Origin of the sequence: Labrys monachus (genome assembly GCF_030814655.1) — a bacterium.
Lineage (GTDB): Bacteria > Pseudomonadota > Alphaproteobacteria > Rhizobiales > Labraceae > Labrys > Labrys monacha.
Map to the genome: position 1 here is coordinate 6,878,864 of NZ_JAUSVK010000001.1, position 23,659 is coordinate 6,902,522.

The 23,659-nt window shown below is 68.6% G+C and carries 20 protein-coding genes; 12 read left to right on the forward strand and 8 right to left on the reverse strand.

Going from position 1 to position 23,659, the window contains the following annotated elements:
* The first annotated feature begins 5 nt into the window (after nt 1–5).
* The 8 genes from J3R73_RS31315 to J3R73_RS31350 all read left to right on the forward strand — a co-directional run bounded on the left by J3R73_RS31315 (nt 6) and on the right by J3R73_RS31350 (nt 7,391).
* Nucleotides 6–1,028: an ABC transporter ATP-binding protein gene (locus J3R73_RS31315; RefSeq protein ID WP_307436862.1), complete on the forward strand. Its 1,023-nt coding sequence runs from the start codon at nt 6–8 to the stop codon at nt 1,026–1,028.
* Nucleotides 1,025–2,086, forward strand: coding sequence for an ABC transporter ATP-binding protein (locus J3R73_RS31320; protein WP_307436864.1), 1,062 nt, complete (start codon nt 1,025–1,027; stop codon nt 2,084–2,086). The genes J3R73_RS31315 and J3R73_RS31320 overlap by 4 nt, the downstream gene beginning before the upstream one ends.
* A 15-nt stretch (nt 2,087–2,101) precedes the next feature.
* Nucleotides 2,102–2,851: an SDR family NAD(P)-dependent oxidoreductase gene (locus tag J3R73_RS31325; RefSeq protein WP_307436867.1), complete on the forward strand. Its 750-nt coding sequence runs from the start codon at nt 2,102–2,104 to the stop codon at nt 2,849–2,851.
* A 61-nt stretch (nt 2,852–2,912) separates the two neighbouring features.
* The gene (locus J3R73_RS31330) at nt 2,913–3,665 is read left to right on the forward strand and encodes a FadR/GntR family transcriptional regulator (RefSeq protein ID WP_307436871.1); all 753 of its coding nucleotides are present in this window, start codon (nt 2,913–2,915) and stop codon (nt 3,663–3,665) included.
* A gap of 106 nt (nt 3,666–3,771) precedes the next feature.
* Nucleotides 3,772–4,845, forward strand: coding sequence for a tartrate dehydrogenase (locus tag J3R73_RS31335; protein ID WP_307436874.1), 1,074 nt, complete (start codon nt 3,772–3,774; stop codon nt 4,843–4,845).
* A gap of 10 nt (nt 4,846–4,855) precedes the next feature.
* Nucleotides 4,856–6,019 (forward strand): mandelate racemase/muconate lactonizing enzyme family protein, encoded by a 1,164-nt coding sequence (locus J3R73_RS31340; protein ID WP_307436878.1) that lies wholly within the window; start codon nt 4,856–4,858, stop codon nt 6,017–6,019.
* A gap of 111 nt (nt 6,020–6,130) precedes the next feature.
* Nucleotides 6,131–7,015: an NAD(P)-dependent oxidoreductase gene (locus J3R73_RS31345; RefSeq protein ID WP_307436882.1), complete on the forward strand. Its 885-nt coding sequence runs from the start codon at nt 6,131–6,133 to the stop codon at nt 7,013–7,015.
* A 22-nt stretch (nt 7,016–7,037) separates the two neighbouring features.
* Nucleotides 7,038–7,391 (forward strand): DUF488 domain-containing protein, encoded by a 354-nt coding sequence (locus tag J3R73_RS31350; protein ID WP_307436885.1) that lies wholly within the window; start codon nt 7,038–7,040, stop codon nt 7,389–7,391.
* Between the two features lie 255 nt (nt 7,392–7,646).
* Here J3R73_RS31350 and J3R73_RS31355 read toward each other — a convergent pair whose 3' ends face one another.
* A complete protein-coding gene (locus tag J3R73_RS31355; RefSeq protein WP_307436888.1) occupies nt 7,647–9,194 on the reverse strand; it encodes a phosphoenolpyruvate carboxykinase in 1,548 nt (515 codons plus the stop codon).
* 430 nt (nt 9,195–9,624) lie between these two features.
* Here J3R73_RS31355 and lldD point away from each other — a divergent pair, with 430 nt between their 5' ends.
* The gene (lldD, locus tag J3R73_RS31360; protein ID WP_307436890.1) at nt 9,625–10,755 is read left to right on the forward strand and encodes an FMN-dependent L-lactate dehydrogenase LldD; all 1,131 of its coding nucleotides are present in this window, start codon (nt 9,625–9,627) and stop codon (nt 10,753–10,755) included.
* A 146-nt stretch (nt 10,756–10,901) separates the two neighbouring features.
* Here the strand turns inward: lldD and J3R73_RS31365 are convergent, their stop codons facing one another.
* Nucleotides 10,902–11,825 carry a LysR family transcriptional regulator gene (locus J3R73_RS31365; protein WP_307436893.1) on the reverse strand — a complete coding sequence of 308 codons (924 nt, stop codon included), beginning with the start codon at nt 11,823–11,825 and terminating at the stop codon, nt 10,902–10,904.
* Nucleotides 11,826–12,085: 260 nt separating this feature from the next.
* On the opposite strand from J3R73_RS31365, the gene J3R73_RS31370 reads away from it, so the two are divergent.
* The 3 genes from J3R73_RS31370 (at nt 12,086) to J3R73_RS31380 (ending at nt 17,467) form a co-directional block, all read left to right on the forward strand.
* A complete protein-coding gene (locus tag J3R73_RS31370) occupies nt 12,086–14,182 on the forward strand; it encodes a hydantoinase/oxoprolinase family protein (RefSeq protein ID WP_307436895.1) in 2,097 nt (698 codons plus the stop codon).
* Between the two features lie 5 nt (nt 14,183–14,187).
* On the forward strand, nt 14,188–15,978 hold the full coding sequence (locus tag J3R73_RS31375; protein WP_307436897.1) for a hydantoinase B/oxoprolinase family protein: 1,791 nt from the start codon (nt 14,188–14,190) through the stop codon (nt 15,976–15,978).
* Nucleotides 15,979–16,543: 565 nt separating this feature from the next.
* The gene (locus J3R73_RS31380; RefSeq protein ID WP_307436900.1) at nt 16,544–17,467 is read left to right on the forward strand and encodes a LysR family transcriptional regulator; all 924 of its coding nucleotides are present in this window, start codon (nt 16,544–16,546) and stop codon (nt 17,465–17,467) included.
* Nucleotides 17,468–17,475: 8 nt separating this feature from the next.
* Here J3R73_RS31380 and J3R73_RS31385 read toward each other — a convergent pair whose 3' ends face one another.
* Genes J3R73_RS31385 through J3R73_RS31410 form a run of 6 tightly spaced genes read right to left on the reverse strand, consistent with a single transcriptional unit; the run spans nt 17,476 to nt 23,625 of the window.
* Nucleotides 17,476–19,014 carry an FGGY-family carbohydrate kinase gene (locus J3R73_RS31385; RefSeq protein ID WP_307436902.1) on the reverse strand — a complete coding sequence of 513 codons (1,539 nt, stop codon included), beginning with the start codon at nt 19,012–19,014 and terminating at the stop codon, nt 17,476–17,478.
* On the reverse strand, nt 19,011–19,643 hold the full coding sequence (locus tag J3R73_RS31390; RefSeq protein ID WP_307436905.1) for a class II aldolase/adducin family protein: 633 nt from the start codon (nt 19,641–19,643) through the stop codon (nt 19,011–19,013). The genes J3R73_RS31385 and J3R73_RS31390 overlap by 4 nt, the downstream gene beginning before the upstream one ends.
* A 26-nt stretch (nt 19,644–19,669) precedes the next feature.
* A complete protein-coding gene (locus tag J3R73_RS31395) occupies nt 19,670–20,605 on the reverse strand; it encodes a MurR/RpiR family transcriptional regulator (RefSeq protein ID WP_307436908.1) in 936 nt (311 codons plus the stop codon).
* 17 nt (nt 20,606–20,622) lie between these two features.
* Nucleotides 20,623–21,804, reverse strand: coding sequence for an ABC transporter ATP-binding protein (locus J3R73_RS31400; RefSeq protein ID WP_307436912.1), 1,182 nt, complete (start codon nt 21,802–21,804; stop codon nt 20,623–20,625).
* Between the two features lie 55 nt (nt 21,805–21,859).
* The gene (locus J3R73_RS31405; protein ID WP_307436914.1) at nt 21,860–22,693 is read right to left on the reverse strand and encodes a carbohydrate ABC transporter permease; all 834 of its coding nucleotides are present in this window, start codon (nt 22,691–22,693) and stop codon (nt 21,860–21,862) included.
* Nucleotides 22,690–23,625: a carbohydrate ABC transporter permease gene (locus J3R73_RS31410; RefSeq protein WP_307436917.1), complete on the reverse strand. Its 936-nt coding sequence runs from the start codon at nt 23,623–23,625 to the stop codon at nt 22,690–22,692. Before J3R73_RS31410 ends, J3R73_RS31405 begins: the two co-directional genes overlap by 4 nt.
* Between the last annotated feature and the right edge of the window lie 34 nt (nt 23,626–23,659).

A 23,659-nucleotide genomic window follows, 5' to 3' on the forward strand; every position in this document is an offset into this window, starting at 1 on the left:
CAGGAATGTCGCAAGCCGCGGTCACATCCGAACACATGCCGCCGCATCGCGTGGCGACGGCGACGGCCCCGCTCGTCGACATCCGCGGCCTCGAGGTCGATTTTCCCGGCGCGAGCGACTCCAAGCGCGTGCTGAAGGGCGTCAGCCTCTCGGTGCAGCCCGGCGAGATCATCGGCCTCGTCGGCGAGAGCGGCGCCGGCAAGACCACCCTGGCGCGCTCGATCCTCGGCGTGCCGCCGGCACCGGGGAAGATCGTCGGCGGCGAGGTGGTCTTCGAAGGCCGCAACATCCTCGCTCTGCCCGAGCCGGAGCTGCGCAAGCTGCGCGGCCGCCGCCTGTCGGTGGTGGTGCCCAACCCGCGCGCCGAACTCAATCCGACCATGACCATCGGCAGGCAGATCGCCGCCATGGCGCAGATCCATCTCGGCGTCGGCCGCAAGGAAGCGCTGCGCCTGGCGCTCGGCATCCTGCGCGACGTGCAGATCCCCGATCCAGAACGGCGCATGAACGCCTATCCGCACGAATTGTCCGGCGGCATGGCCCAGCGCGTGGTGATCGCCATGGCGCTGATCTGCAACCCCGCCTTCATCATCTCGGACGATGCGACCAGCGGCCTCGACGTCACCGTGCAGTCGCAGATCCTGTCGCTGCTCGGCCGCCTCGCCGCCGACCATGGCAGCGCCATGCTGTTCATCACCCGCGACATCGGCATTACCGCCCATTTCTGCGACCGCGTCGCGGTGCTCTATGGCGGCGAGATCATGGAGCTCGCCCCGCGCGAGGACCTGTTCCTGCGGCCGGCGCATCCCTATACGCTGATGCTGCTCGCCGCCTTCTCGCACAGCCCGGCCCTGCGCGACGCCTGGAGCGTGCCCGAGACGGGCCGGCGCCGGACGCAGGCGAAGGGCTGCCACTATGCCGGCCGCTGCCCGATCGCCCAGCCGGTGTGCAGCGAGAAGCGCCCTCCCTTCGCCGAGATCAGCCCGGGCCATTTCGCGCTCTGCCACTTTCCCGTGAGCCACGAATGACCCCGATCCTCACCATCGACCATCTCTACAAGCGTTTTCCGATCGCCGGCTCCAGCCAGGTGGTGCAGGCGATCAACGACGTCAGCCTGTCGATCGAGCCGGGCGAGACCCTCGGCCTCGTCGGGGAAAGCGGCTCCGGCAAGACCACGGTCGGCCGCTGCATCATCGGCCTGCTGGAACCCAGCGCCGGCGAGATCCGCTTCAAGGGCGAGCCGATCGCCGAGAACGGCCGCTTCAAGCGCTCGATCCGGGGCCGCATCCAGTTCGTCTTCCAGGAGCCGGCGGAATCGCTCGATCCGCGCATGAAGATCGGCCAGTCGATCAGCGAGCCGCTGCTGCCGCTGAAGCTCGACCGGGCCACGCGCCAGCGCCGGACGGTGGAGGCGATCAAGCTGGTCCGGCTCGATCCGGACCTGCTCGACGCCTATCCCTCGGAATTGTCGGCCGGCCAGCAGCAGCGCGTCGGCGTCGCGCGGGCGATGGTGACGCAGCCCGAGCTGGTGGTGCTCGACGAGCCGACCTCGGCGCTCGACCCGACGGCGCGCGCCGAGATCATCGACCTGCTGCAGCGCATCCAGGCCGAGCGCAACACCGCCTATCTGTTCATCTCGCACGATCTGTCGACCATCCGCTTCATCAGCCACCGCGTCGCGGTGATGTATCTCGGCATGATCGTCGAGCAGGGCGACGCGGCCGCGGTGTTCAACCGTCCGCATCATCCCTATGCCAGCGGCCTGCTCTCCTCCGTGCTGCTGCCGCATCCCCATCTCGCCATCGAGAGCTCCGTCAGCCTGAAGGGCGAGATCCCGAGCCCGATCAACCTGCCGAAGGGCTGCTTCCTCGCCTCGCGCTGCCCCTTCGTCATCGATCGCTGCCGCACCGAGATGCCGCCGGCTTCCGTCGTCGACGAGCGGCATTTCGTGCACTGCTTCCGGCATGAGGAGGTCGCGGCCGCGGTGCCGGCCTCCGACACCTTCAACGTCTTCATGCGCGAGGCCGAACGGATCCTCGCCCGCAAGACCGGCAAGGCATCCACCGTTCCCGTTCACTCTCCATAAAAGCAAGGACACGACATGGCAGGACGTCTTCAAGGCAGGAAAGCGCTGGTCACCGGCGGCGCGCGCGGCATCGGCGGCGCGATCGCGACCGCCTTCGCGCGCGAGGGGGCGGATGTCGCCGTCCTCGACCTCAAGCTCGCCAGCGCCGAGGCGAAGGTGGCGGAACTCGCGCAGTTCGGCACCGGGACCTTCGCGGTCGCCGCCGACGTCAGCGACGAGGCCGCGGTGAAGGCGGCGGTCGCGGCGGCGACGCAGGCGCTCGGCCAGATCGATATCCTCGTCAACAATGCCGGCATCGACACCACCTCCGTCGTCGCGGAGATGGAGACGGCGATGTGGGACGAGATGATGGCGGTCAACCTGCGCAGCGTCTTCCTGTGCACGCGCGCCGTGCTGAAGCCGATGATCGCCCGCAAATTCGGCCGCATCATCAACATCGCCTCGCAGCTCGGCCACAAGGGCGCGCCGGAGATGGCCCATTACGCCGCCGCCAAGGCCGGCGTGATCGGCTTCACCAAATCGCTCGCCTACGAGGTCGCCCGCGACGGCGTCACCGTCAACGCGATCTGCCCCGGCCCGATCGACACCGAGCTCTTCCGCGGGCTGCCCGAGGAGTGGCGCCGGCACAAGCTCGGCGAACTGCCGATCGGGCGCGCCGGCCAGGTGACGGAAATCGCCCCGACCGCGGTCCTCCTCGCCTCCGAGGAGGGCGCCTATTACATCGGCGCGACGATGAACCCCAATGGCGGCGATATCATGCTTTGATTCAGCGCCGTTTTCTGCTTGTTCCGGCGGATCGGCGACGCGAACGAGGTGGCAGCGAGACATGGGGCATGACGAGAAGGCGGACATGGCCGTGCCGATGGCCGAGGACGGGTCGAAGGACAGGCGCGACTATGCCGTCGGCGTGACGCGGACGACCGTGACCCGCCTGCAGGAGATGATCCGCGACGGGCGCCTGCGGCCCGGCGACGCGCTGCCCCCGCAGCGCGATCTCGCCGAGGATCTGAAGATCAGCCGGGCGACGCTGCGCGAGGCGCTCTCGATCCTCGCCACCATCGGCCAGATCGTCGCCCGCCCCGGCGGACGCGGCTTCATCGTCAACACCGAGGACGCCATCTCGACGCCCTCCTGGCGCTTCGCGGCGCGCTATTCGCCCCGCGAGGTCTACCAGTTCCGCTACATCGTCGAGAGCTATGCCGCGGAGCTCGCGGCGATCGGCCATACCGAGCAGGACGTCGAGGAATTGCGGGAAAGCGTCGAGGCGTTCCGGGCGGCGACGCGGGCGAACGACCTGGCGGCCTATGCGCAGGCCGATTTCGAGTTCCACCAGATCATGCTGCGCATCTCCCGCAACAAGCTCCTCGTCGACATGCACCAGACCTTCGCCAGCGTGCTGTTCGAGAGCCAGCGCCTGGCCACCGCCCAGCGCGGCAATCTGTGGAACGCCGTCAACGAGCACGAGCGCATCCTCGAGGCGGTGGCGATGAGCGATCCGGAGGGCGCCAGCTACTACATGCGCAAGCATATCAGCATGGCGGGGAGCCGCGCCGGCCTGCCCGTCACCGAACTGCCCTGATCCCCGTCCTCGCTGCGGCGCCCGAAGCCGCCTTCAAGCGGCGGATCGACATGCCCACGATCGACAGGCCCAGTATCGACGGGCCCTGGCCAGCAAAGAGGTTTCGATGAAGAACAATCTGAGGATCGCCGTCATCGCCGGAGACGGCATCGGCAAGGAAGTCGTGCCGGAAGGCCTGCGCGTGCTGGAGGCAGCGGCTTCGAAGTTCAACATCGACATGCGCTTCGATATCTTCGACTTCGCCTCCTGCGACTATTATGCCGCGCACGGCACGATGATGCCGGACGACTGGAAGGCGCAGATCGGCGGCCACGACGCCATCTTCTTCGGGGCGGTGGGCTGGCCCGCCACGGTGCCCGACCATGTCTCGCTGTGGGGCTCGCTGCTGAAATTCCGCCGGGAATTCGACCAATACGTCAATCTGCGCCCGGTCAGGCTGATGCCCGGCGTGCGCTCGCCGCTGGCCGGCCGCAAGCCGGGCGACATCGACTTCTTCGTCGTGCGCGAGAATACCGAAGGCGAATATTCCTCGATCGGCGGCAAGATGTTCGCCGACACCGAGCGCGAGATCGTCGTCCAGGAAACCGTGATGAGCCGGGTCGGCGTCGACCGCATCCTGCGCTTCGCCTTCGAGCTGGCGCAGAAGCGGGAGGCCCGGCACCTGACTTCGGCGACCAAGTCGAACGGCATCTCCATCACCATGCCCTATTGGGACGAGCGGGTGGAGGCGATGGCCAAGAGCTATCCCGACGTGCGCTGGGACAAATATCATATCGACATCCTGACCGCGCATTTCGTGCTCAACCCCGACCGCTTCGACGTCGTCGTCGCCTCGAACCTCTTCGGCGACATCCTTTCCGATCTCGGCCCGGCCTGCACCGGCACGATCGGCATCGCGCCGTCGGGCAACATCAATCCGGAGCGCAAATTCCCCTCGCTGTTCGAGCCGGTGCACGGGTCGGCGCCGGACATCGCCGGCCGGGGCATCGCCAATCCGGTCGGCCAGATCTGGGCCGGCGCGATGATGCTCGACCATCTCGGCCATGCCGAGGCCGCCGCCGGCATCCTCGCCGGCATCGAGGCCGTCCTCGCCGACGAGACCTTGCGCACGGCCGACCTCGGCGGCAAGGCGGGCACGGCCGCCTGCGGCAAGGCGATCGCCGACGCCGTGTCGGCCTGAGGGAGCGTCGATGCGTATCGTTGCCATCCGCGAGAAGACCGTGTCGATCGCCTCGCCGATCGCCAACGCCTATATCGACTTCTCCAAGATGACCTGCTCGGTCGTCGCGGTCGTCACCGACGTGGTGCGCGAGGGCCGGCCGGTGGTCGGCTACGGCTTCAATTCCAACGGCCGCTACGGGCAGGGCGCGCTGATGCGCGAGCGCTTCATCGCCCGCGTGCTCGAAGCCGATCCCGACACGCTTGTCGACGAGGCCAACGACAATCTCGACCCCTTCGCCGTCTGGACGGCGCTGATGACGAATGAGAAGCCGGGTGGCCATGGCGAGCGTTCGGTGGCGGTCGGCACCATCGACATGGCGGTGTGGGACGCGGTGGCGAAGATCGCCGGCAAGCCGCTCTACCGCCTGCTGGCCGAGCGCTATCGCGGTGGGACGGCCGACGACAGGGTCTGGGTCTATGCCGCCGGCGGCTATTATTATCCCGGCAAGGACCATGCCGAACTCCGCGACGAGATGAAGTCCTATCTCGACCGGGGCTACAGGGTGGTCAAGATGAAGATCGGCGCCGCCTCGCTCGACGAGGACCTCCGCCGCATCGAGGCGGTGATCGGCGTGGTGGGCGAGGGCGGCCGGGTGGCGGTGGACGCCAATGGCCGCTTCGATCTCGGGACGGCGGTCGCCTATGCCAAGGCGCTGAAGCCCTATGGGCTGTTCTGGTACGAGGAGGCCGGCGACCCGCTCGACTATGCGCTGCAGGCCGAACTCGCCGAGCATTATGACGGGCCGATGGCGACGGGCGAGAACCTGTTCTCGCATCAGGACGCCCGCAATCTCCTGCGCTATGGCGGCATGCGGCCGGACCGGGACTATCTCCAGTTCGACTGTGCGCTGTCCTACGGGCTGGTCGAATATATGCGCACGCTGGCGCAGATGGAGGCGCTGGGCTGGTCGTCCCGCCGGGTCGTGCCGCATGGCGGCCACCAGATGTCGCTCAACATCGCGGCCGGCCTGCATCTCGGCGGCAATGAATCCTATCCCGACGTCTTCCAGCCCTTCGGCGGCTTCGCCGATGCGATTGCGGTGGAGGACGGCCATGTGCGCCTGCCGGACGATCCCGGCGTCGGCTTCGAAGCCAAGTCGAAGCTCTACGCCGTGATGAGGGACTTGGCATGATGATGAAGGGCCTGGCATGAGGACGCGATGCCGCATGCGATCGCCCGCCCTCTCGCGCCTTCGGGCGAAAGGGCCTATTTCAAGCAGGACACGAGCAGAGGAGACATGCCCATGAAGGTCGGTTTCATCGGACTTGGACAGATGGGCGTCGGCATGGCCGCCAATCTGTTGAAGGCGGGCCATGAGGTGACCGTCTACAACCGGACGCCCGCGAAGGCCGAGGCGCTCGTCGCCCAGGGCGCCCGGGCCGCGGCGACCATCGCGCAGGCCTGCGCGGGCGATGCCGTGATGACGATGCTCTCCAACGACGAGGCGGCGACCGAGGTGGTGTTCGGCGAGGGCGGGCTCCTCGCCAGCCTGCCCGCCGGAGCGGTCCACGTCTCCTCGAGCACCATCAGCGTCGCCCTGTCGGAACGGCTGGAGGCGGCGCATGCCGGCGCGGGGCAGCGCTACGCCTCCGTGCCGGTGTTCGGGCGGCCGGACGCCGCTGCCGCCGGCAAGCTCTATCTGGTGGCCGGCGGCGAGGCCGCCACCATCGCGGCCGTTCAGCCGCTGCTCGATGCGGTCGGGCAGAGCACCTTCGTCGTCTCGGAGCAGGCGAAAGTCGCCAACATCGTCAAGCTCAGCGGCAATTTCCTGTTCGCCTCGGTGATCGAATCGCTCGGCGAGGCCATCGCGCTGATCGGCAAGGCCGGCGTCGACCGGCGGCAATATCTCGACTTCCTGACCTCGACCATCTTCGACACGCCGATCTACAAGACCTATGGCGGGCTGATCGTCGACCGGGACTTCGAGCCGGCTTCCTTCGCGGCCTCGCTGGGACACAAGGACATCCGGCTGGCGCTCGCCGCCGCCGAGGAGCTGCGCGTGCCGATGCCGCTCGCCAGCCTGCTGCGCGATCGTTTCCTCACTTTGCTCGCCCATGGCGGCGACAATCTCGACTGGGCCGCCATCGGCGCGCTCGCTGCCCGCGACGCCGGCAAGGGCGGCGCCTGAGGAGCCGGCCGGGAGGTCGGCCATGACGGTCCGCCTCAAGCGTGCCTATGATCCGCCCGGAGACGGGGACGGCCTGCGCGTCCTCGTCGACCGGCTGTGGCCGCGCGGCCTCGCCAAGGCGGAGGCGCATGTCGATTTCTGGGCGCGGGAGGTGGCGCCGAGCACGGCGTTGCGCCGATGGTTCGGCCATGATCCGGCGCGGTGGAGCGAATTCCAGTCCCGCTACGAAGCCGAACTCAGCGACAACAGGGCAGCTCTCGCGTCGCTCCGCACGCGGATCGGCGCCTCCCCAGCCACGCTGCTCTATGCCGGAAGAGACAGCGAGCACACGCATGCCATCGTCCTCGCACGCGCCCTGGAGCGGCTGGCGGAATAGGGCGGCGGCGAGGCTACATGGAACGGCGGTCCCGTGTCCGCGCCGCACAGCCTTGCAGGGTGCGGCGCGCACGGGATGACGCGGGATCTTCGAATATGGTCGCCCTTGGCCGAGGGGCTACACCCATATGCGCCAACATAAGGGAAACATCCGCCTTCTCCCGGTTCGGGACACCGCATTTCCTTTGGAAATGCGAAGTCCCGCATGGGAGAAGGAAAATCGCGCTATTGTCGGCAAAGTCAGCGCATATGGTCCCTACACCTGCAGTTCCTGGCCGATCTCCGAGAAGCCCTCGAAGGTCTTGAAGTTCTCGACGAACATGCCGATCAGCTTCTTGGCCTGCGCGTCATAGGCGAGCTTGTCCGCCCATGTCTTGTAGGGATCGAGCACATGCAGGGGCACGCCGATGACGGAGGTCGGCACCTGGAAGCCGAAATAGCGGTCGGTGCGGAACGAGCCTTGCGCAAGGTCGCCCTTGAGGGCGGCGTTGAGCAGCGCGCGCGTCCATTCGATCGGGATGCGCCGGCCGACGCCATAGCCGCCGCCGGTCCATCCGGTGTTGACGAGCCAGCAATTGACCTTGTGCTCGCGGATGAGGTCGCGCAGCAGCGAGGCATATTCGGAGGGGCGCCGGGGCAGGAAGGGTGCGCCGAAGCCGGTCGAGAAGGTCGGCTGCGGTTCGGTGACGCCGCGCTCGGTGCCCGCCACCTTGGCGGTGAAGCCCGACAGGAAATAATAGATCGCCTGCGCCGGCGTCAGCCGGGCGATGGGCGGCAGCACGCCGAAGGCGTCCGCCGTCAGCATCACCACGTTCTTCGGATGGCCGGCCTGCCCGGTCTCGCTGGCATTGGCGATGAAGGGCAGGGGATAGGCCGCGCGGGTGTTCTCGGTCTTGGCGGCATCGTCGAAATCGAGGCGGCGGGTCACCTCGTCGAAGGCGACATTCTCCAGCACGGTGCCGAAGCGCTGCGTGGCGGCGAAGATCTCCGGTTCCGCCGCGGCCGAGAGCTTGATGGTCTTGGCGTAGCAGCCGCCCTCGAAGTTGAAGATGCCGTCCTCGCCCCAGCCATGCTCGTCATCGCCGATCAGCGTGCGCTCGGCGGTTGCCGACAGGGTGGTCTTGCCGGTGCCCGAGAGGCCGAAGAACACGGCGCTGTCGCCGTCCGGGCCGACATTGGCCGAACAATGCATCGGCATCACGCCCCGTTCCGGGAGGCGGTAGTTGAGGAAGGTGAAGACCGACTTCTTCATCTCGCCGGCATATTCGGTGCCGCCGATCAGCACGAGGCCGCCGGCGAGATCGCAGGCGATCACCGTCTCCGAGCGGACGCCGTAGCGCTCGGCCTGCGCCTTGAAGCTCGGCATGTCGACGATGGTGAGGTCGGGCACGAAGCCGGCGAGTTCCTCCGGCTGCGGCCGGATCAGCAGATTGCGGATGAAGAGGGAGTGCCAGGCATATTCGGTGTAGACGCGGACGCGGATGCGGTGCTTGGGATCGGCGCCGGCATAGAGGTCCTGGACGAACATCTCCTTGCCCGTCGCATGCCAGGTGATGTCCGCCAGGAGGCGATCGAAGGCCGCCCGGGTCATGGCATGGTTGTTGTCCCACCACACGCTTGCTTCGGTCGCCGGCTCCCGTACCACGAACTTGTCCTTGGGGGACCGGCCGGTATGCTGCCCCGTCTCGACGGCCAGGGCGCCGCCCTCGGCCAGCACGCCCTCGCCGCGGCGGATGCTCTGCTCGTAGAGCCGGGCGGCGTCGTGATTGGCATGGAGAGATTTCAGGTCCCGGAAGTCTATCATCGTCGGTCCTCGTCGCGGGAAAAGTCTGGAGCGGTACTCAGGCGAAGTATTCGGGCGAACGTCTGGCGGGATATCGGGCGAGCAAATCGTATCAGGGCCGGATGTGTCAATGGTCCCGTCTCGCGACAAGACGCCTCGTTTCGAGCGATTCGAGGGCGGGCGGCCATCGCTGCCGTCCTCGGCGCCGAAACCCGGCAATTCCCGGCCTGCGCTGCCCGTGCCGGCGCGGATCCGTGCGCCGCCCCTCGAAGAAGCTTGCGGGCGTCGGACCGCATGTTCTATCTGCAAGGGGGCCGCGGGATGGTCCCGGCGGCGCTCGTGCATTCCCTGCGCGCCGGCCCGTCCCGCGCCTGCATCCCGTGGCCCCGGCGGGCCTCACCGCGGATGGCAGCATCGTCTCATCTCGCGCCGCTAGGCATCGTGGTTTCCTATGATCATCGCATCTCCCTCCGACTATCGTCTTGCAGCGCGGCGCAGGCTGCCGCGCTTTCTGTTCGACTATATCGATGGCGGTGCCTATGCCGAGCATACGCTGCGGACCAATGTCGGCGATCTCGAAAAGGTCAGCCTCAAGCAGCGCATCCTCAGGAACGTATCGAGCCTCAGCCTCGAGACCGAACTGTTCGGCCGCCCGATGTCGATGCCGGTGATCCTGGCGCCGGTGGGGCTGACCGGCATGTATGCAAGGCGCGGCGAGGTGCAGGCGGCGAAGGCGGCGGCGGCGAAGGGGATTCCGTTCACGCTGTCGACCGTCTCGGTCTGCCCGATCGAGGAGGTGTCGACGCAGAGCCCGCAGCCGATCTGGTTCCAGCTCTATGTGCTGCGCGACCGCGGCTTCATGCGCAATGCGCTCGAGCGCGCCCAGGCCGCGGGGGTGAAGACGCTGGTCTTCACCGTGGACATGCCGACGCCGGGGGCGCGCTACCGTGACCCCCATTCGGGCCTGTCCGGCCCCTATGGGGCGCAGCGGCGCATGCTGCAGGCGGTGCTGAAGCCGCAATGGGCGTTCGACGTCGGCCTGATGGGCCGGCCGCACGATCTCGGCAACATCTCGAAATATCTCGGCAAGCCGACCGGCCTGGAGGATTATATCGGCTGGCTCGCCAAGAATTTCGATCCCTCGATCAGCTGGTCCGACCTCGAATGGATCCGCGATTTCTGGAAGGGCTCGATCGTCATCAAGGGCATCCTCGATCCCGACGACGCCAGGGATGCCGTGCGCTTCGGGGCCGACGGCATCGTGGTGTCCAACCATGGCGGGCGCCAGCTCGACGGTGTCCTGTCGACCGCCCGCGCGCTGCCGGGCGTCGCCGAGGCGGTCGGAGGCGACCTCGCCGTCCTCGCCGATTCCGGCATCCGCTCGGGCCTCGACGTCGTGCGCATGCTGGCCCTCGGCGCCAGGGCCGTGCTGCTCGGGCGCGCCTCGACCTATGCGCTCGCGGCTGCCGGCCAGGCCGGCGTCGAGAATCTCCTCGACATCTTCGCCAAGGAGATGCGGGTCGCGATGACGCTGACCGGCGTGACCTCGATCGGTCAGCTCGGCAGCGACAACCTGGCCTGAGGGCCGGCGGGACTCAGCGGCTTCCGCGCCGCCATGCCGTCCGGAGATCGACAGGCGCGGCGGCGTCGACCGTTCGCGCCGATCGCCGGCGCCTCTCGATAGCAGCTATCTCCGGAGAAGATTTCCCGCCTGCGAGGCACGGGTGCTCATCGGGCGCCGGCGATCTGCTGCGCCAATGCCACGAAGGGTTCCACGAGCTGGTTGCGCGCCGTGCGCGACCAGACGAGGCTGGTGTGGACGGTGGCATGCGCGGCGTCGACGGGGTGCAGGACGAGGCCGTCGTCCACGCCCGCCCGCAGCGCGCCGGCATGGAAGGAGATGCCGAGGCCGGCCCTCACCAGGTCGAGGACCAGCGGCATGCCCGGCGCTTCGCACCGCACCGAGCCCGGCCCGCCCGCCGGCGCGGCGCAGACGTCGAGCAGGCGGCGGAAGGCCGACCAGCCCGGCAGCGCGCCGAGAACGAGAGGCCGGCCGGCGAGATCGGCCCATCGCACGCTCTTGCCCGCCCCGGCCTGCCCCGCGGCGGGGAACACCGCCATCAGCGGTTCGGAGGCCAGCACGCGGCTGTCGAGCCCGGGGCCGCCGAACGAGCCCAGCACGATGCCCGCATCGAGGTCGCCCGACAGCAGGGAACGGCGCTGCAGGTCGCTGTCGCAGCCGACGAGCGCCAGATGCGCTTCGGGGAAACTGTCCGCGAAAGCCTTCGCCAGCCTGCCGCAGAGGCCCTGCGACGCGGTTTCGTCGATGCCGAGGCGCAGCCGCCCGCGCTGCCCGGACGCGACCAGGCGCGCATTGAGTGCGATCGCGCCGACCCGTTCCTCGAAGTCGCGCGCATCGGCGAGGAAGGCCGCCCCCGCCGGCGTGAGCGCGACGGTTCGCGTGGAGCGGAGGATCAGTTCCGCGCCGATGCGGGCTTCGAGGTCGGCGACGGCGCGGCTGACGACCGACTGGGCGATGCCGAGCTTTCGCGCGGCGGTGCTGAAGTTCAGGGTGTCGCATACCGCGAGGAAAGCCTTGATATGGCGGGTCTCGAACTCCATCCATGCCTCCTGCGCATCAATCCATGCCATCAAAGCATTTCTCGCACGCCCCCGCCAAGCCTAGTCTCGCGGCCGTCCCGAAACCTGCGCATCGGCCAGACAGGCGGGGACGTCGTGGAGGGGGAACGTCGCCTCGTGTCGGTTCCGGCATCGTCGTGGGAGGCCGCAGGCTTTCCGGCTGCCGGCGCGCCGGTCGTGCACGCCCTTCCATCATACCGAAACCAGGGTTCGCGGATGCCGCTACGGCATCCCGCGCCTGCTGCCGCGGCAGACCGATTGGAGGAGGAACGATGATCAGGGTGGGTGTCGACGTAGGGGGAACCTTCACCGATCTGGTGCTCGAGCAGGTGGGCCCCGACGGCCGGCGGCGGGTGGTGGTGCACAAGGTGCCGAGCACGCCCGGCGACCAGTCGGTGGGGGTGGTCAACGGCGTCGTCGAACTCTGCGCCCTCGCCGGCATCCGGCCCGGCGAGATCGGCGCGCTCTTCCACGGCACCACGGTGGCGACCAACATCGTCATCGAGCGCAACGGCGCCGAGGTCGGCATGATCACCACCCGGGGCTTTCGCGACATCCTGCATATGGGCCGCCACAAGAGGCCGCATAATTTCTCCCTGCAGTTCGACGTGCCCTGGCAGAGCGCTCCCCTGATCAAGCGCCGCAACCGCATCGCGGTGACCGAGCGCATCATGCCGCCGACGGGCGCGGTCGAGACGCCGCTCGCTCTCGACGAGGTCGAGAAGGCGGCGGAGCTTTTCGCCCGGCGCGGCCTCGATGCCGTCGTCATCGGCTTCCTGTTCTCCTTCCTCAACGATGAGCACGAATTGCAAGCCAAGGAGATCGTGCGGCGCGTGATGCCCGACGCCTTCATTTGCGCCTCCTCGGAAGTCGTCAACGTCATGCGCGAATATGAGCGCTTCTCGACGGCGGCGATGAACGCCTATATCGGGCCGCACACCGCCCGCTATCTCGACAATCTCAAGACCCGCCTCAGATCGGCGGGCGTCGACGCCTTCGTGCGCATCATGCAGTCCAATGGCGGCATCTCGACCGTCGAGCAGGCGAGCCGCAGCCCGGTCGGGCTGCTGCTGTCGGGACCGGCGGGCGGCGTGATGGGCGGGCGCTGGACGGGCGAGGCCTGCGGGCAGAGCGAGGTCATCACCATCGACATCGGCGGCACCTCCGCCGACATCAGCGTCATCCGCAACGGCGTCCTGCCGATCAAGAACCCGCGCGACACCGAAGTCGCCCATCTGCCGGTGCTGGTGCCGATGATCGACATCAACGCCATCGGCGCCGGCGGCGGTTCGATCGCCTATATCGACGCGGGCGGTGCCTTCCGCGTTGGCCCGCGCTCGGCCGGCGCCGAGCCGGGGCCGGCCTGCTACGGTCGCGGCGGCACCGAGCCGACGGTGACGGATGCGCAGGTCGTGCTCGGCCGGCTCGATCCCGAGCAGTTCCTCGGCGGCGACCTCAAGATCGATCCCGTTCTGGCGCAGGCGGCGATCCGGACCCATGTCGCCGATCCGCTCGGCATCGGCGTCGAGGAGGCGGCGCTCGGCATCCTCAGGATCGTCAACAACCACATGGCGCTCGCCATCCATTCGAATTCGGTGGCGCGCGGCATCGATCCGCGCGGCTTCAGCCTGATGGCCTTCGGCGGCGCCGGGCCGCTGCACGGCGTGGCGCTCGGGGAGGCGATCTCGGCCCGCAACGTCATCTCGCCGCTGCATCCCGGCATCACCGCGGCGATGGGCCTGCTGGTGACGGAGCCGCGCTACGAGTTCACCCATTCGGTGCTCGCCATCCTGCAGCAGCGCGACGATGCCGTGCTCGGCGAGATCGGCCGCATCTATGACCGGCTGCGCCGGGAGGCGGAGGAGCAACTGCGCAGCGACGGCGTCGCCGAGAAGGACTGGCAGTTCACCCGCATCGCCGAATGCCGCTATGTCGGGCAGGGCTTCGAACTGCGCGTCGAGGTTCCCGACGGGCCGGTCACCGAGGAGACGGCGCGGCAGATCGCCCAGGCCTTCTTCGCCACCCACCGCAAGGAGTACGGTCACGCCTTCGAGGACCAGGCGGTGGAGCTGATCACCCTGCGCCTCATCGGCACGGCCAGGGCCGACACGCTGATGCTGCCGGTCCTGGACAAGGGCGGGCGCCGCAACCCCGCCGAGGCCGCCCTCTATGAGCGGCCGACGACCTTCGACAATGGCGATACCCTGGATACGCCGCGCTTCCTGCGCAGCAAGCTCAAGGCCGACGACATCGTCTTCGGGCCGGCGATCATCGTGCAGCAGAACTCCACCACCATCGTCCCGCCCGCCTTCACCGCCACCGTCATGCAGCGCGGCGACATCGTCGTCACCCGCGCCCGGGAGGTCTGACCGCCATGACCGACACCACCACCATCGGGACCATCGATCCCATCACCCTGCAGGTCATCGGCGGCGCGCTCCATTCGATAGCCGACCAGATGGGCACCGTGCTCTACCGCATGTCCTATTCCTCGATCATCCGCGAAAGCCAGGATCTCGGCGCCGGCCTGTTCGACCTCCACTACAACACGCTGTGCGAATCGGATTCGACGCCGATGCATATCGGCTCCATCCCCGGCTATCTCAGGGGCATCGAGAAGAACGTGCCGATCGAATCCTGGCGCGAGGGCGATGTCGTCATCCACAACCATCCCTATTTCGGCGCCAGCCATTCGCCCGACATCGGCGTGGTCATGCCGATCTTCTACAAGGGTGAGCTGGTCGGCTTTTCCGCCAACACCGCCCATCACCTCGACATCGGTGCGGCGACGCCCGGCCTCATCATCGACGTGCCCGACGTGTTCGCCGAGGGCATGCTGTTCAACGGCCTCAAGCTGTTCGAGGCGGGCCGGCGCAACGACACGCTCTGGCGCTATATCAGCGGCAACACCCGCGTCCCCGGCCTGGTGATGCGCGACCTCGAGGCGCAGATCGCCTCGGCCGAACTCGGCGTCCGGCGCTACCAGGAGCTGATGGACACCTATGGCCGCGCCACGGTGGAGCGAGCCTGCGCGCAGCTCATGGACTATTCCGAGCAGATGCTCCGGCGCGAGATCGCCAAGATCCCCGACGGGGACTATGTCGCCGAAGGCTTCATGGACGATGACGGGCGCAACCGCGGCAAGCATCTGCCGATCAAGGTGACGGTGCGGGTGAGGGGCGACGACGTCGAAGTCGACCTGACCGGCTCCTCGCCGCAGGTGCCGACCGCCTTCAACGTGCCGTTCGAAGGCTCGACCAAGGTCGCCTGCTACTTCGCCTTCCGCGCGCTGCTGCTCGATACCTATACGCATCAGGAACATATCCCCCAGAACGAAGGCTCCTTCCGCCCTGTGAAGGTGACGGCGCCGCTCGGCTGCATCTTCAACCCGATCGCGCCGGCCGCCTGCGAGGCGCGCTTCAACCAGATCCAGCGCATCGTCGACCTCATCATCAAGGCGCTGGCGCCGGTGCTGCCGGACCGCTGCACCGCCGGCAACGCCGCCTGCCTGTCCTTCGCGGCCTATTCGGGCGTGCGGCCGGATGGCAATTACTGGGTGCTGATCGAGGTCAACGAAGCCGCCATGGGCGGGCGCCCCGCATCGGACGGGCCGGACACCATCGAGGAGCTGATGCGCAACACGCGCAACAACCCGCTGGAGGATCTCGGCATGCACCTGCCGATGATCTGCGACCGCTACGAGATCCGCGACGACGTCTTCCCGGGCGCCGGCGAGTTCCGCGGCGGCATGGGGGTGGTCAAGTCGCAGCGCTACCTGACGCCGGGCTTCATGACGCATGAAAGCGACCGCAACGAGGACGTGCCCTGGGGCATCTTCGGCGGCCATCCGGGCGCGACCGCCGCCGTCCGCATCCACAACAGGGACAAGGGCACGGCGCCGCGCGACGAACCCGCGAAGTTCTCCGGCCTCGTGGCGGAGACGGGCGACGTCATCACCTATCTCTCGCCCTGCGGCGGCGGCTACGGCTCGCCGCTGAAGCGCGATCCCGCCAAGGTCCTCGACGACATCCTCGACGGCTACATCACGGTCGAGCATGCCCGCGACGTCTACGGCGTCGTAGTGAAGGCGGTCGACGACGGCTACGGCCATGCGCTGGATATCGAGGCGACGCGGAAGAGGCGCGGCGAGATGCAGGGGGCGTGAGGGGCGGCCGGCGCCGCGTTTCGATCGCTTGGCTGCGAGACGGCAGCCTCTCCATCCGGTCGCGACGCCGAAGTCTCCTCGCCCCGCCTGCGGGGAGAGGATAGAGGCGAGGGGCAACGCCGAGGCCGGGCCGTCGCCTGCCTCATCTCGGTTGCGCCGCCCCTCATCCTCACCTTCTCCCCGCATGCGGGGAGAAGGGTTGGCGGCGTCGCGTTTCATCACCGGGCCGCGAGACGGTGGCCTCCCATCCTGTCGCGACGCCGAAGTCCCCTCGCCCCGCTTGCGGGGAGAGGATAGAGGTGAGGGCAACGCCGAGGCCGGGCCGTCGTCTGCCTGATCTCGGTTGCGCCGCCCCTCATCCTCACCTTCTCCCCGCATGCGGGGAGAAGGGCTGGCGGCGTCGCGTTTCACCACCGGGCTGCGAGACGGTGGCCTCTCCATTCTGTCGCGACGCCGAAGTCCCCTCGCCCCGCTTGCGGGGAGAGGATAGAGGTGAGGGGCAACGCCGAGGCCGGGAAGCGTGTGCCCGCAAGCCTGCGGCCCGTCCGCCCCTACGAGGAGTGCCATGGACCTTCGCGACATGCAGTACTTCGTCAGTATTGCCGAGACCGGCAGCTTCACCCGGGCCGCCGCGCAGAACAATGTCGCGCAGTCGGCCCTCAGCCGGCGCATCCGGGAACTGGAGGAGGAACTCGGGGTCACCCTGTTCTACCGCAACGGGCGGGGCGTGGTGCCGACCGATACCGGCGGCATCTTCCTCGACCGCATCCGCCGCGTGCTCGCCGACATCCGGCAGATCCGCGAGGATATCGGCGCCCTGCGCTCGACCGTCCACGGCACGGTGACGCTCGGCGTGCCGCCCTCGGTCGGCCTCGTGCTGCTGGCGCCGCTGCTCGCCCAGATCCGGCAGGAGTTCCCCGGCATCCAGATGCGCGTGCTCGAAGGCTTCAGCGGCCATGTGGCGGAATGGCTGAGCAATGGCCGCGTCGACCTCGCGGTGCTCTACAATGTCCGCTCCAATGCGCTGCTCGATGCCGAGCATCTGCTGTTCGAGGACATGCAGCTCATCTCGGCACGATCGGCGCCCCGGGTCGGGCGCGGCAATTCGGTCGCGCTCAAGGAACTCGACGGCATGCAGGTGGCCTTGCCCGGGCGGCCGCACGGCCTGCGCGTGCTGGTCGACGAAGCCTGTGCCAAGGCCGAGGTGGCGCTGGAGATCGTGCTGGAGCTGGAAACGCTCCCCACCATCAAGACCCTGGTCGCCACCGGCGCGATCCGCACGATCCTGCCGATGATCGCCGTTCATGACGAGATCGAGGCCGGGACCCTCCAGGCGACCAGGATCGTCGATCCCGTCATCAGCCGGGAACTGATCCTCGCCCATGCGCCGCAGCGGGCGAACGCGCCGGCGACGCGCATGGTCGCGCGGCTGATCCGCCAGCATATCGAGACGCTGGTGCGTTCCGGCCACTGGCGCGGCCGGATCTGAACGCCGCTTCAGGCCGGCGCCGGGGCCCCGGATGCCGCCTGCCAGCAGTGCCGCATCTGCGCGGCCAGCGGGCGCAGGGCCGTATACATCGAGCGGTAGACCGCCAGGCGGGCGGCGTGGACGGCATGGCGATCGGGACGCGGATGGAACGTCCGCCCGGTCGCCACCATCTCGCCGATGATCGCCGCGACCGGCGTTCCCGGCTCGACCGCCGCCCGGCCGAGGATGGCGCCGCCGAGGCAGGGCGCATCCTGGACAGAGGCGCAGGTCACCGGCCGGTCGAGGATGTCCGCCTTCATCTGGAGCCACAGGGCCGAGCGCGTGCCGCCGCCGATGGCCCGCAATGCGGCGACGGGCCCCGCCGCTTCGCTCAGCGCTTCCAGGCTCAGGGCCTGCTCGAAGGTGATGCCTTCCAGCAGGGCCAGCAGGATGTCCTGCCGGCTCGTCTCGAAGCGCAGGCCGAACAGCGCGCCGAGGCTGTCATTGTCGTTGAGCACCGAACCGCTGCCGGCGAAATGCGGCAGGAGCAGCGGCCAGGCGGGCGGACGGTCCTCCAGGGCGGCGAGGAGCTCCTCGAAGGCCCTGGCGCCGTCTTCGGGCCCGGCGAGCGCCATCGCCTCGCGATACCAGGCGAGCACCCGCGCCCCGCTCTGATTGCCGGCGAGGCCGACATAGCGGCCGGGCATCACATGGGCATAGCAGGGGATGTTGCGGGCGCCGAGGCCCGGGGCCGGCTTCTCCAGCGCCACCACCAGCGCCTCGGTGGTGCCGATCGCATAGAGCGCGGTGCCCGGCTCGACGATGCCGGCGCCGAGCGCGCCCATCGGCTGGTCATGGCCGCCGAGCACGACCCGGACGCCCGGGGGCAGGCCGAGCGCCGCCGCCACGCCGTCCGGCACGCTGCCGAGCACGGTGCCGCTCGGCGCCACCGCGGCGAGCTGGGACGGCACCAGGCCGGCCATGTCGAGGAGATCCTGCGACCAGCCGCGGCGCCCGACGTCGAAGGCCATCATGCGCGCGGCCATGCCCTCGTCGATCACCGGCGGCAGGCCGAGCTTCATCAGGGCGAACTCGCCGAAGCAGACGAATTTCCACGCCTCGTCGACGAGGGCGGGGCGATGGGCGCGCCACCACATCAGCTTGGGGAGGGAGGAGATCGGCGAGAGGATCTGGCCGGTGATGGCGTGGATGCGCTCCGGGCCGAACCGCTCGCCGAGGCGCTCCACCTCGGCCATCGCCCGCATGTCGGCGCTGATCGGGGCGGGCGCGAGCGGGCGCCCCGAGCGGTCGACCGGCAGCACCGCCTCGCCCAGCACGGACACGGCGAGCGTGCGCACCGTGCCCGGCAGGGCGCCGGCCCGGACCTCGCGGAAGCAGGCCTCGGCCTCGCCCCACACCCGGTCCGCGTCGAGTTCGAACTGGCCGGGGCCCGGATTGGCGACGGGATAGCCGCGGGTCGCGCGGGCGAGCTCCCGCCCCCTCCCGTCGAAGGCGATGAGCTTGCAGCCGCTGGTGCCGAGGTCGAGGCCGAGGAAGATGTCGCTCATGCGAGCGATGGCACCGGAAGGTCGGCGATGTCCGCTGCGCTCATCGGCTTGACGCCGCCGATGGTTTCCGCCGCCCAGCAGGTCTTGGCATAGGCCTCGACCACCTCGAGGCGCTGATAGGCTTCGAGCACCGACGCGCCGCAGGCGATCGAGCCGTGGTTCTGCAGCAGGAAGGCGTTGTGGCGGGCGACATAGGGCGCGATGGCCGCCGCGAGCTTCGGCCCGGACGGGCGGCCATAGGGCACGAGCGCGATGTCGCCGATGGTGGCGACCAGTTCGGGCAGGATGTCCCTGGGCAGCTTGCGGCCGGCGGCGGCATAGGCGGTGCTGAACACCGGATGGCCGTGGGCCACCCCGTTCACGCCCGGGCGCTGCTTGTAGAATTCGAGATGCATGAAGCGTTCGGAGGTCGGCCGGTGCTCGCCTTCGAGGATATTGCCGTCGAAATCGATGCGCACGAGCACCTCGGCCGTGACCTGGCCCTTGTTGAGGTCGGACGGCGTGGTCCAGATGCCGCCGTCGCGGGCGCGCGCGCTGACATTTCCTTCGGTCCCGGCGATCAGCCCCTTCTGCGCCATCAGGTGGCAGCAATGGACGATGACGTCTTTGACCGGATCGTGGCTGGACATGGGCAGTTTCCTCGGATTGCGTTTTTTCAGGTGGGCTTGCGCGCCGGCAGCCGCTTCTTGGCGATCTCGCGGTCGAGCAGCGCGGTGTCGTGGATGATGTCCTTCGCCTCGGGATGGTTGAGCGCGAGCGCGACGCACAGCGTCTCGACGATGGCGAGCTGGGAGATGCGGGTGGCGATCACCTCGCGGGCGATCGGCGAGCGGCGCACGGCCGAGACCAGGACGATGTCCGCCACCTTGGCCGCCGGCGCATTCTCGTCGCTGGTGATGACGATGCGCTTCAGCCCGCGGGTGCCAGCCGTCTCGAAGGCCTCGATCAGATCGCGCGTGCGGCCGGAGCAGGTGACGCCGAAGAAGACGGCGCCCGGTCGGGCACTGGCGGTGACGGCGGCGAGGACGTGCGGGTCCGAATGGGCGCTCGCGGTCAGCCCGAGGCAGAGCAGGCGCTGATAGGCGTCGAAGGCGACCGGCGCCGAACTGCCGAAGCCGACGAGGTGGATGTGGTTGGCCGCCAGCATCGCCTGCGTCGCCTCCTGCAGGGCGGCGAAGGATACGAGGCTCATGGTCTTGAGCAATTGCTCCGAATTGACCTCGACGACGCGGCGCATGATCGAGGCCAGCGGGTGCTCCTCGCCGCCGGCGGCGGTCCCGGCGAGCTGGGCGCCCAGGGCCAGGCCGCGGCTTTCCGCCAGCGCGAAGCGCAGGTCCTTGTAGCCGTTGAGGCCGAGCAGCTTGCAGAAGCGGAACACCGTCGTCTCGCTGACGCCGGTCTGCAGCGCGAGATTCGAGATCGACATGCCCGCCGCCCGGCCCTGGTTGTCGATGATCCATTGCGAGAGGCCGGCCATGGTGCGGTCGGGCGAGCGCGCCGCCGCCACCAGCTTCTGGAAGATGTCGATCGCCGTCGCGGCGCCGTCCTCCGGCTCGGCAGCGTCAAAGACAATTTTTTCTTCAATGGCCATCAAAAGAAACTTTCTTTTCAGTGTGGCCGATGAATAGACCGATCGCCTGCGGAGTCAAGCGCATCCTGTCCGGGCGTCGCGGTTTCCGGCGCGAGGCCTTCGGCGGGCCGGGCCGGGGCGCGCGACAGGCGCAGGCCGTCCCTGCCGAACAGGTGGCAGGCCTGCGACGGCACGGTCACGGTGAGGCTGTCGCCGCGGCGGATGCGCCGGGCCCGGCTGTCGCGGAGGACGATGGCTTCCCCGTCCTGGCGCAGATGGACGAAGGTGTCGCTGCCGAGCATCTCGACGATGGCGGCGCTGCCTTGGAAGCGGGCCTCCCCCTCCAGGCTGCCGAGGACGAGGTGCTCCGGGCGGATGCCGGCCGTCACCTCGCTGCCGGCCTCGACCGGGCGGTCGAGGGCGATATCGATCTCGACGCCGATCGCCAGCCGCACGCGGGCGGTGCCGCTGTCGGCGGAGACGACATTTCCCTTGAGGAAATTCATCGCCGGCGAGCCGATGAAGCCGGCGACGAACAGATTGGCCGGCTCCTCATAGAGGTCGAGCGGCGTGCCGACCTGCTCGATGCGGCCGGCGTTCATGACGACGATGCGGTCGGCCAGGGTCATCGCCTCGACCTGGTCGTGCGTCACATAGATCATGGTGGAGGCGAGCTCGGCCTTCAGCCGCGCGATCTCGATCCGCATGCCGACCCTGAGCGCGGCGTCGAGATTGGAGAGCGGCTCGTCGAGCAGGAAGAGCCTGGGCTTGCGCGTGATCGCCCGGCCGATCGCCACGCGCTGGCGCTGGCCGCCGGAGAGCGCCCGCGGCTTGCGGTGCAGCAGCTTGTCGAGATGCAGCTTCTCGGCGGCGCGGGCGACGCGCGCGCGAATCTCCGGCCGGGGCGTATGGGCGATCTCGAGACCGAAGCCCATGTTGCGGTCGACGTTCATATGCGGGTAGAGCGCATAGGACTGGAACACCATGGCGATGCCGCGCTCCGGCGGCTCGGCGTCGCTGACGTCGACGCCGTCGACCAGGATGCGGCCGGAGGTGATCGGCTCGAGCCCGGCGATGATGCGCAGCAGCGTGGACTTGCCGCATCCGGAGGGGCCGACGAGCACGCAGAATTCGCCGTCGGCCACGGTCAGCGACAGGCGCGGAATGACCGACAGGCTGCCATAGTTCTTGGTGACGTCCTCGATGGTCAGCGTGGCCATGGAGAGCTCCTGTGAAGGACGATGCCGGGCATCGCGGGAGGGAGGGCGGCCATCGTCAGCCCTTGACCGCGCCGGCGAGCAGGCCGCGCACGAAGGCGCGCTGCACCACGACGTAGAGGAGGACGAGCGGCAGGGCGATCAGGGTGAGGATGGCGAACAGGGCGCCCGGATTGGCCATGTAGAGGCCGGAATATTGCATCGGCACGATGGTCAGCGTCTTCATCTCGCTCTTGGTGAGCACGATGAGCGCCAGGAAGAACTCGTTCCAGGTGACGATGAACTGCCAGATGGCGACGAAGACCAGCGCCGGCCGCACCAAGGGCAGGGCGACATGCCAGTAGCTCTGCCAGCTGCTGCAGCCGTCGACGCGCGCCGCCTCGAACAGCTCGGCCGGCGAATCCTCCATGAAGGCCTTCAGCACCACCATGGCGAAGGGAACGCCGAGGGCCGAATAGGGAAAGATCAGGCCCCAATAGGTGTTCACCCAGCCGAAGGTCTGCAGCAGGATGGCGAGCGGCAGCACCAGCGAGGCGAGCGGCACCATCAGCGTCACCAGCAGCGTCGCATAGAGCACCATCGAGCCCCTCAGCTTCAGGATGGCGCAGGCGAAGGCGAAGAGGGAGGAGACCGCGACGACGATGGCGACGGTCGCCACCGTGACGATCAGGCTGTTGAGGAAGATGCCGCCGAGCGGGTTGTCGCCGAGGACGGTGACGAAATTGTCGAAGGTGATCGGCCAGGCGAACAGCACGGGATCGAAGGCCTGCTCCGGCGTGCGCAGGCCGATCGAGAGCATATAGGCCTGCGGGATCATCCACAGGCCGAGCACGGCGAAGAGGACGAGGTGGACGGCGAGGCTGCGCAGGCGGGCGCGGGCGGTTGCGGTCATGGGCGCTCCTTGCGGGCCGGCGAAAGGCTGGCGCCCAGGAACACGATCTGGATGAGCGACAGCACGAGGGCGATCAGCAGCACGATGACCGAGAGCGTCGCCCCGGCGCCGGTGTCGCCGAGCACGAAGCTCCGCTTGAAGATGAGGGTGCCGAACACCTCGCTCGCATGGTTGGGCCCGCCGCCGGTCATCAGGTGGACGATGGGGAAGGTCTGCAGCGTGCCGATCACGCCGAGGAGCAGCAGCGACTTGGTGGCCGGCGCCAGCATGGGCACGATGACATGGACCGCCAGGCGCCAGCCCTTCGCGCCGTCGACGCGGGCGGCGTCGAGCACCTCGCCGGGCAGGCCGGCGATGCCGGCGATGTACATCAGCATCGAAAAGCCGGTCCACTGCCAGATATTGACCAGGATCAGCGCATAGATGGCGCTCGAGGCGTCGCCGATCGCCGACGAGGTCATGACGATGCCGACATGCTTCAGATAGGCCTGGGCGATGCCGTAATAGGGCGCGTAGATCTGCACCCAGACGAGGCTGATCACCGAGACCGAGGTCACCACCGGCAGGAAGAACATGGTGCGGAAGAAGCCGCGCAGCCGGATGGTGTGGCGCTCGATGAAATAGGCGAGCAGGCCGCCGATCAGCATCTGCACGGGAATGGTGATCGCACCCCACAGCGCCATGTTGCGCACGACGGTCCAGAACACCGGATCGAGGATCGCCTCGCGATAGCTGGCGAGGCCGGTGAACACCGGCGCCCCGCCGGCGCTGCGCGTGAAGAAGCTCTGTCCGGTCACCCAGAGAATGGGATAGGCGATGAACACGACGAAGAGCAATGTCGCGGGGAGCGCGAACAGATAGAGCCCCGGCGCCGCGTAGCGCGACCGTCGGACGGTCGCCGCTGCGGGCGCGGCCATGATGCGAGCGTTCATTCCAATCCTGCCTTCAGCCGAGACGCATGCCGGC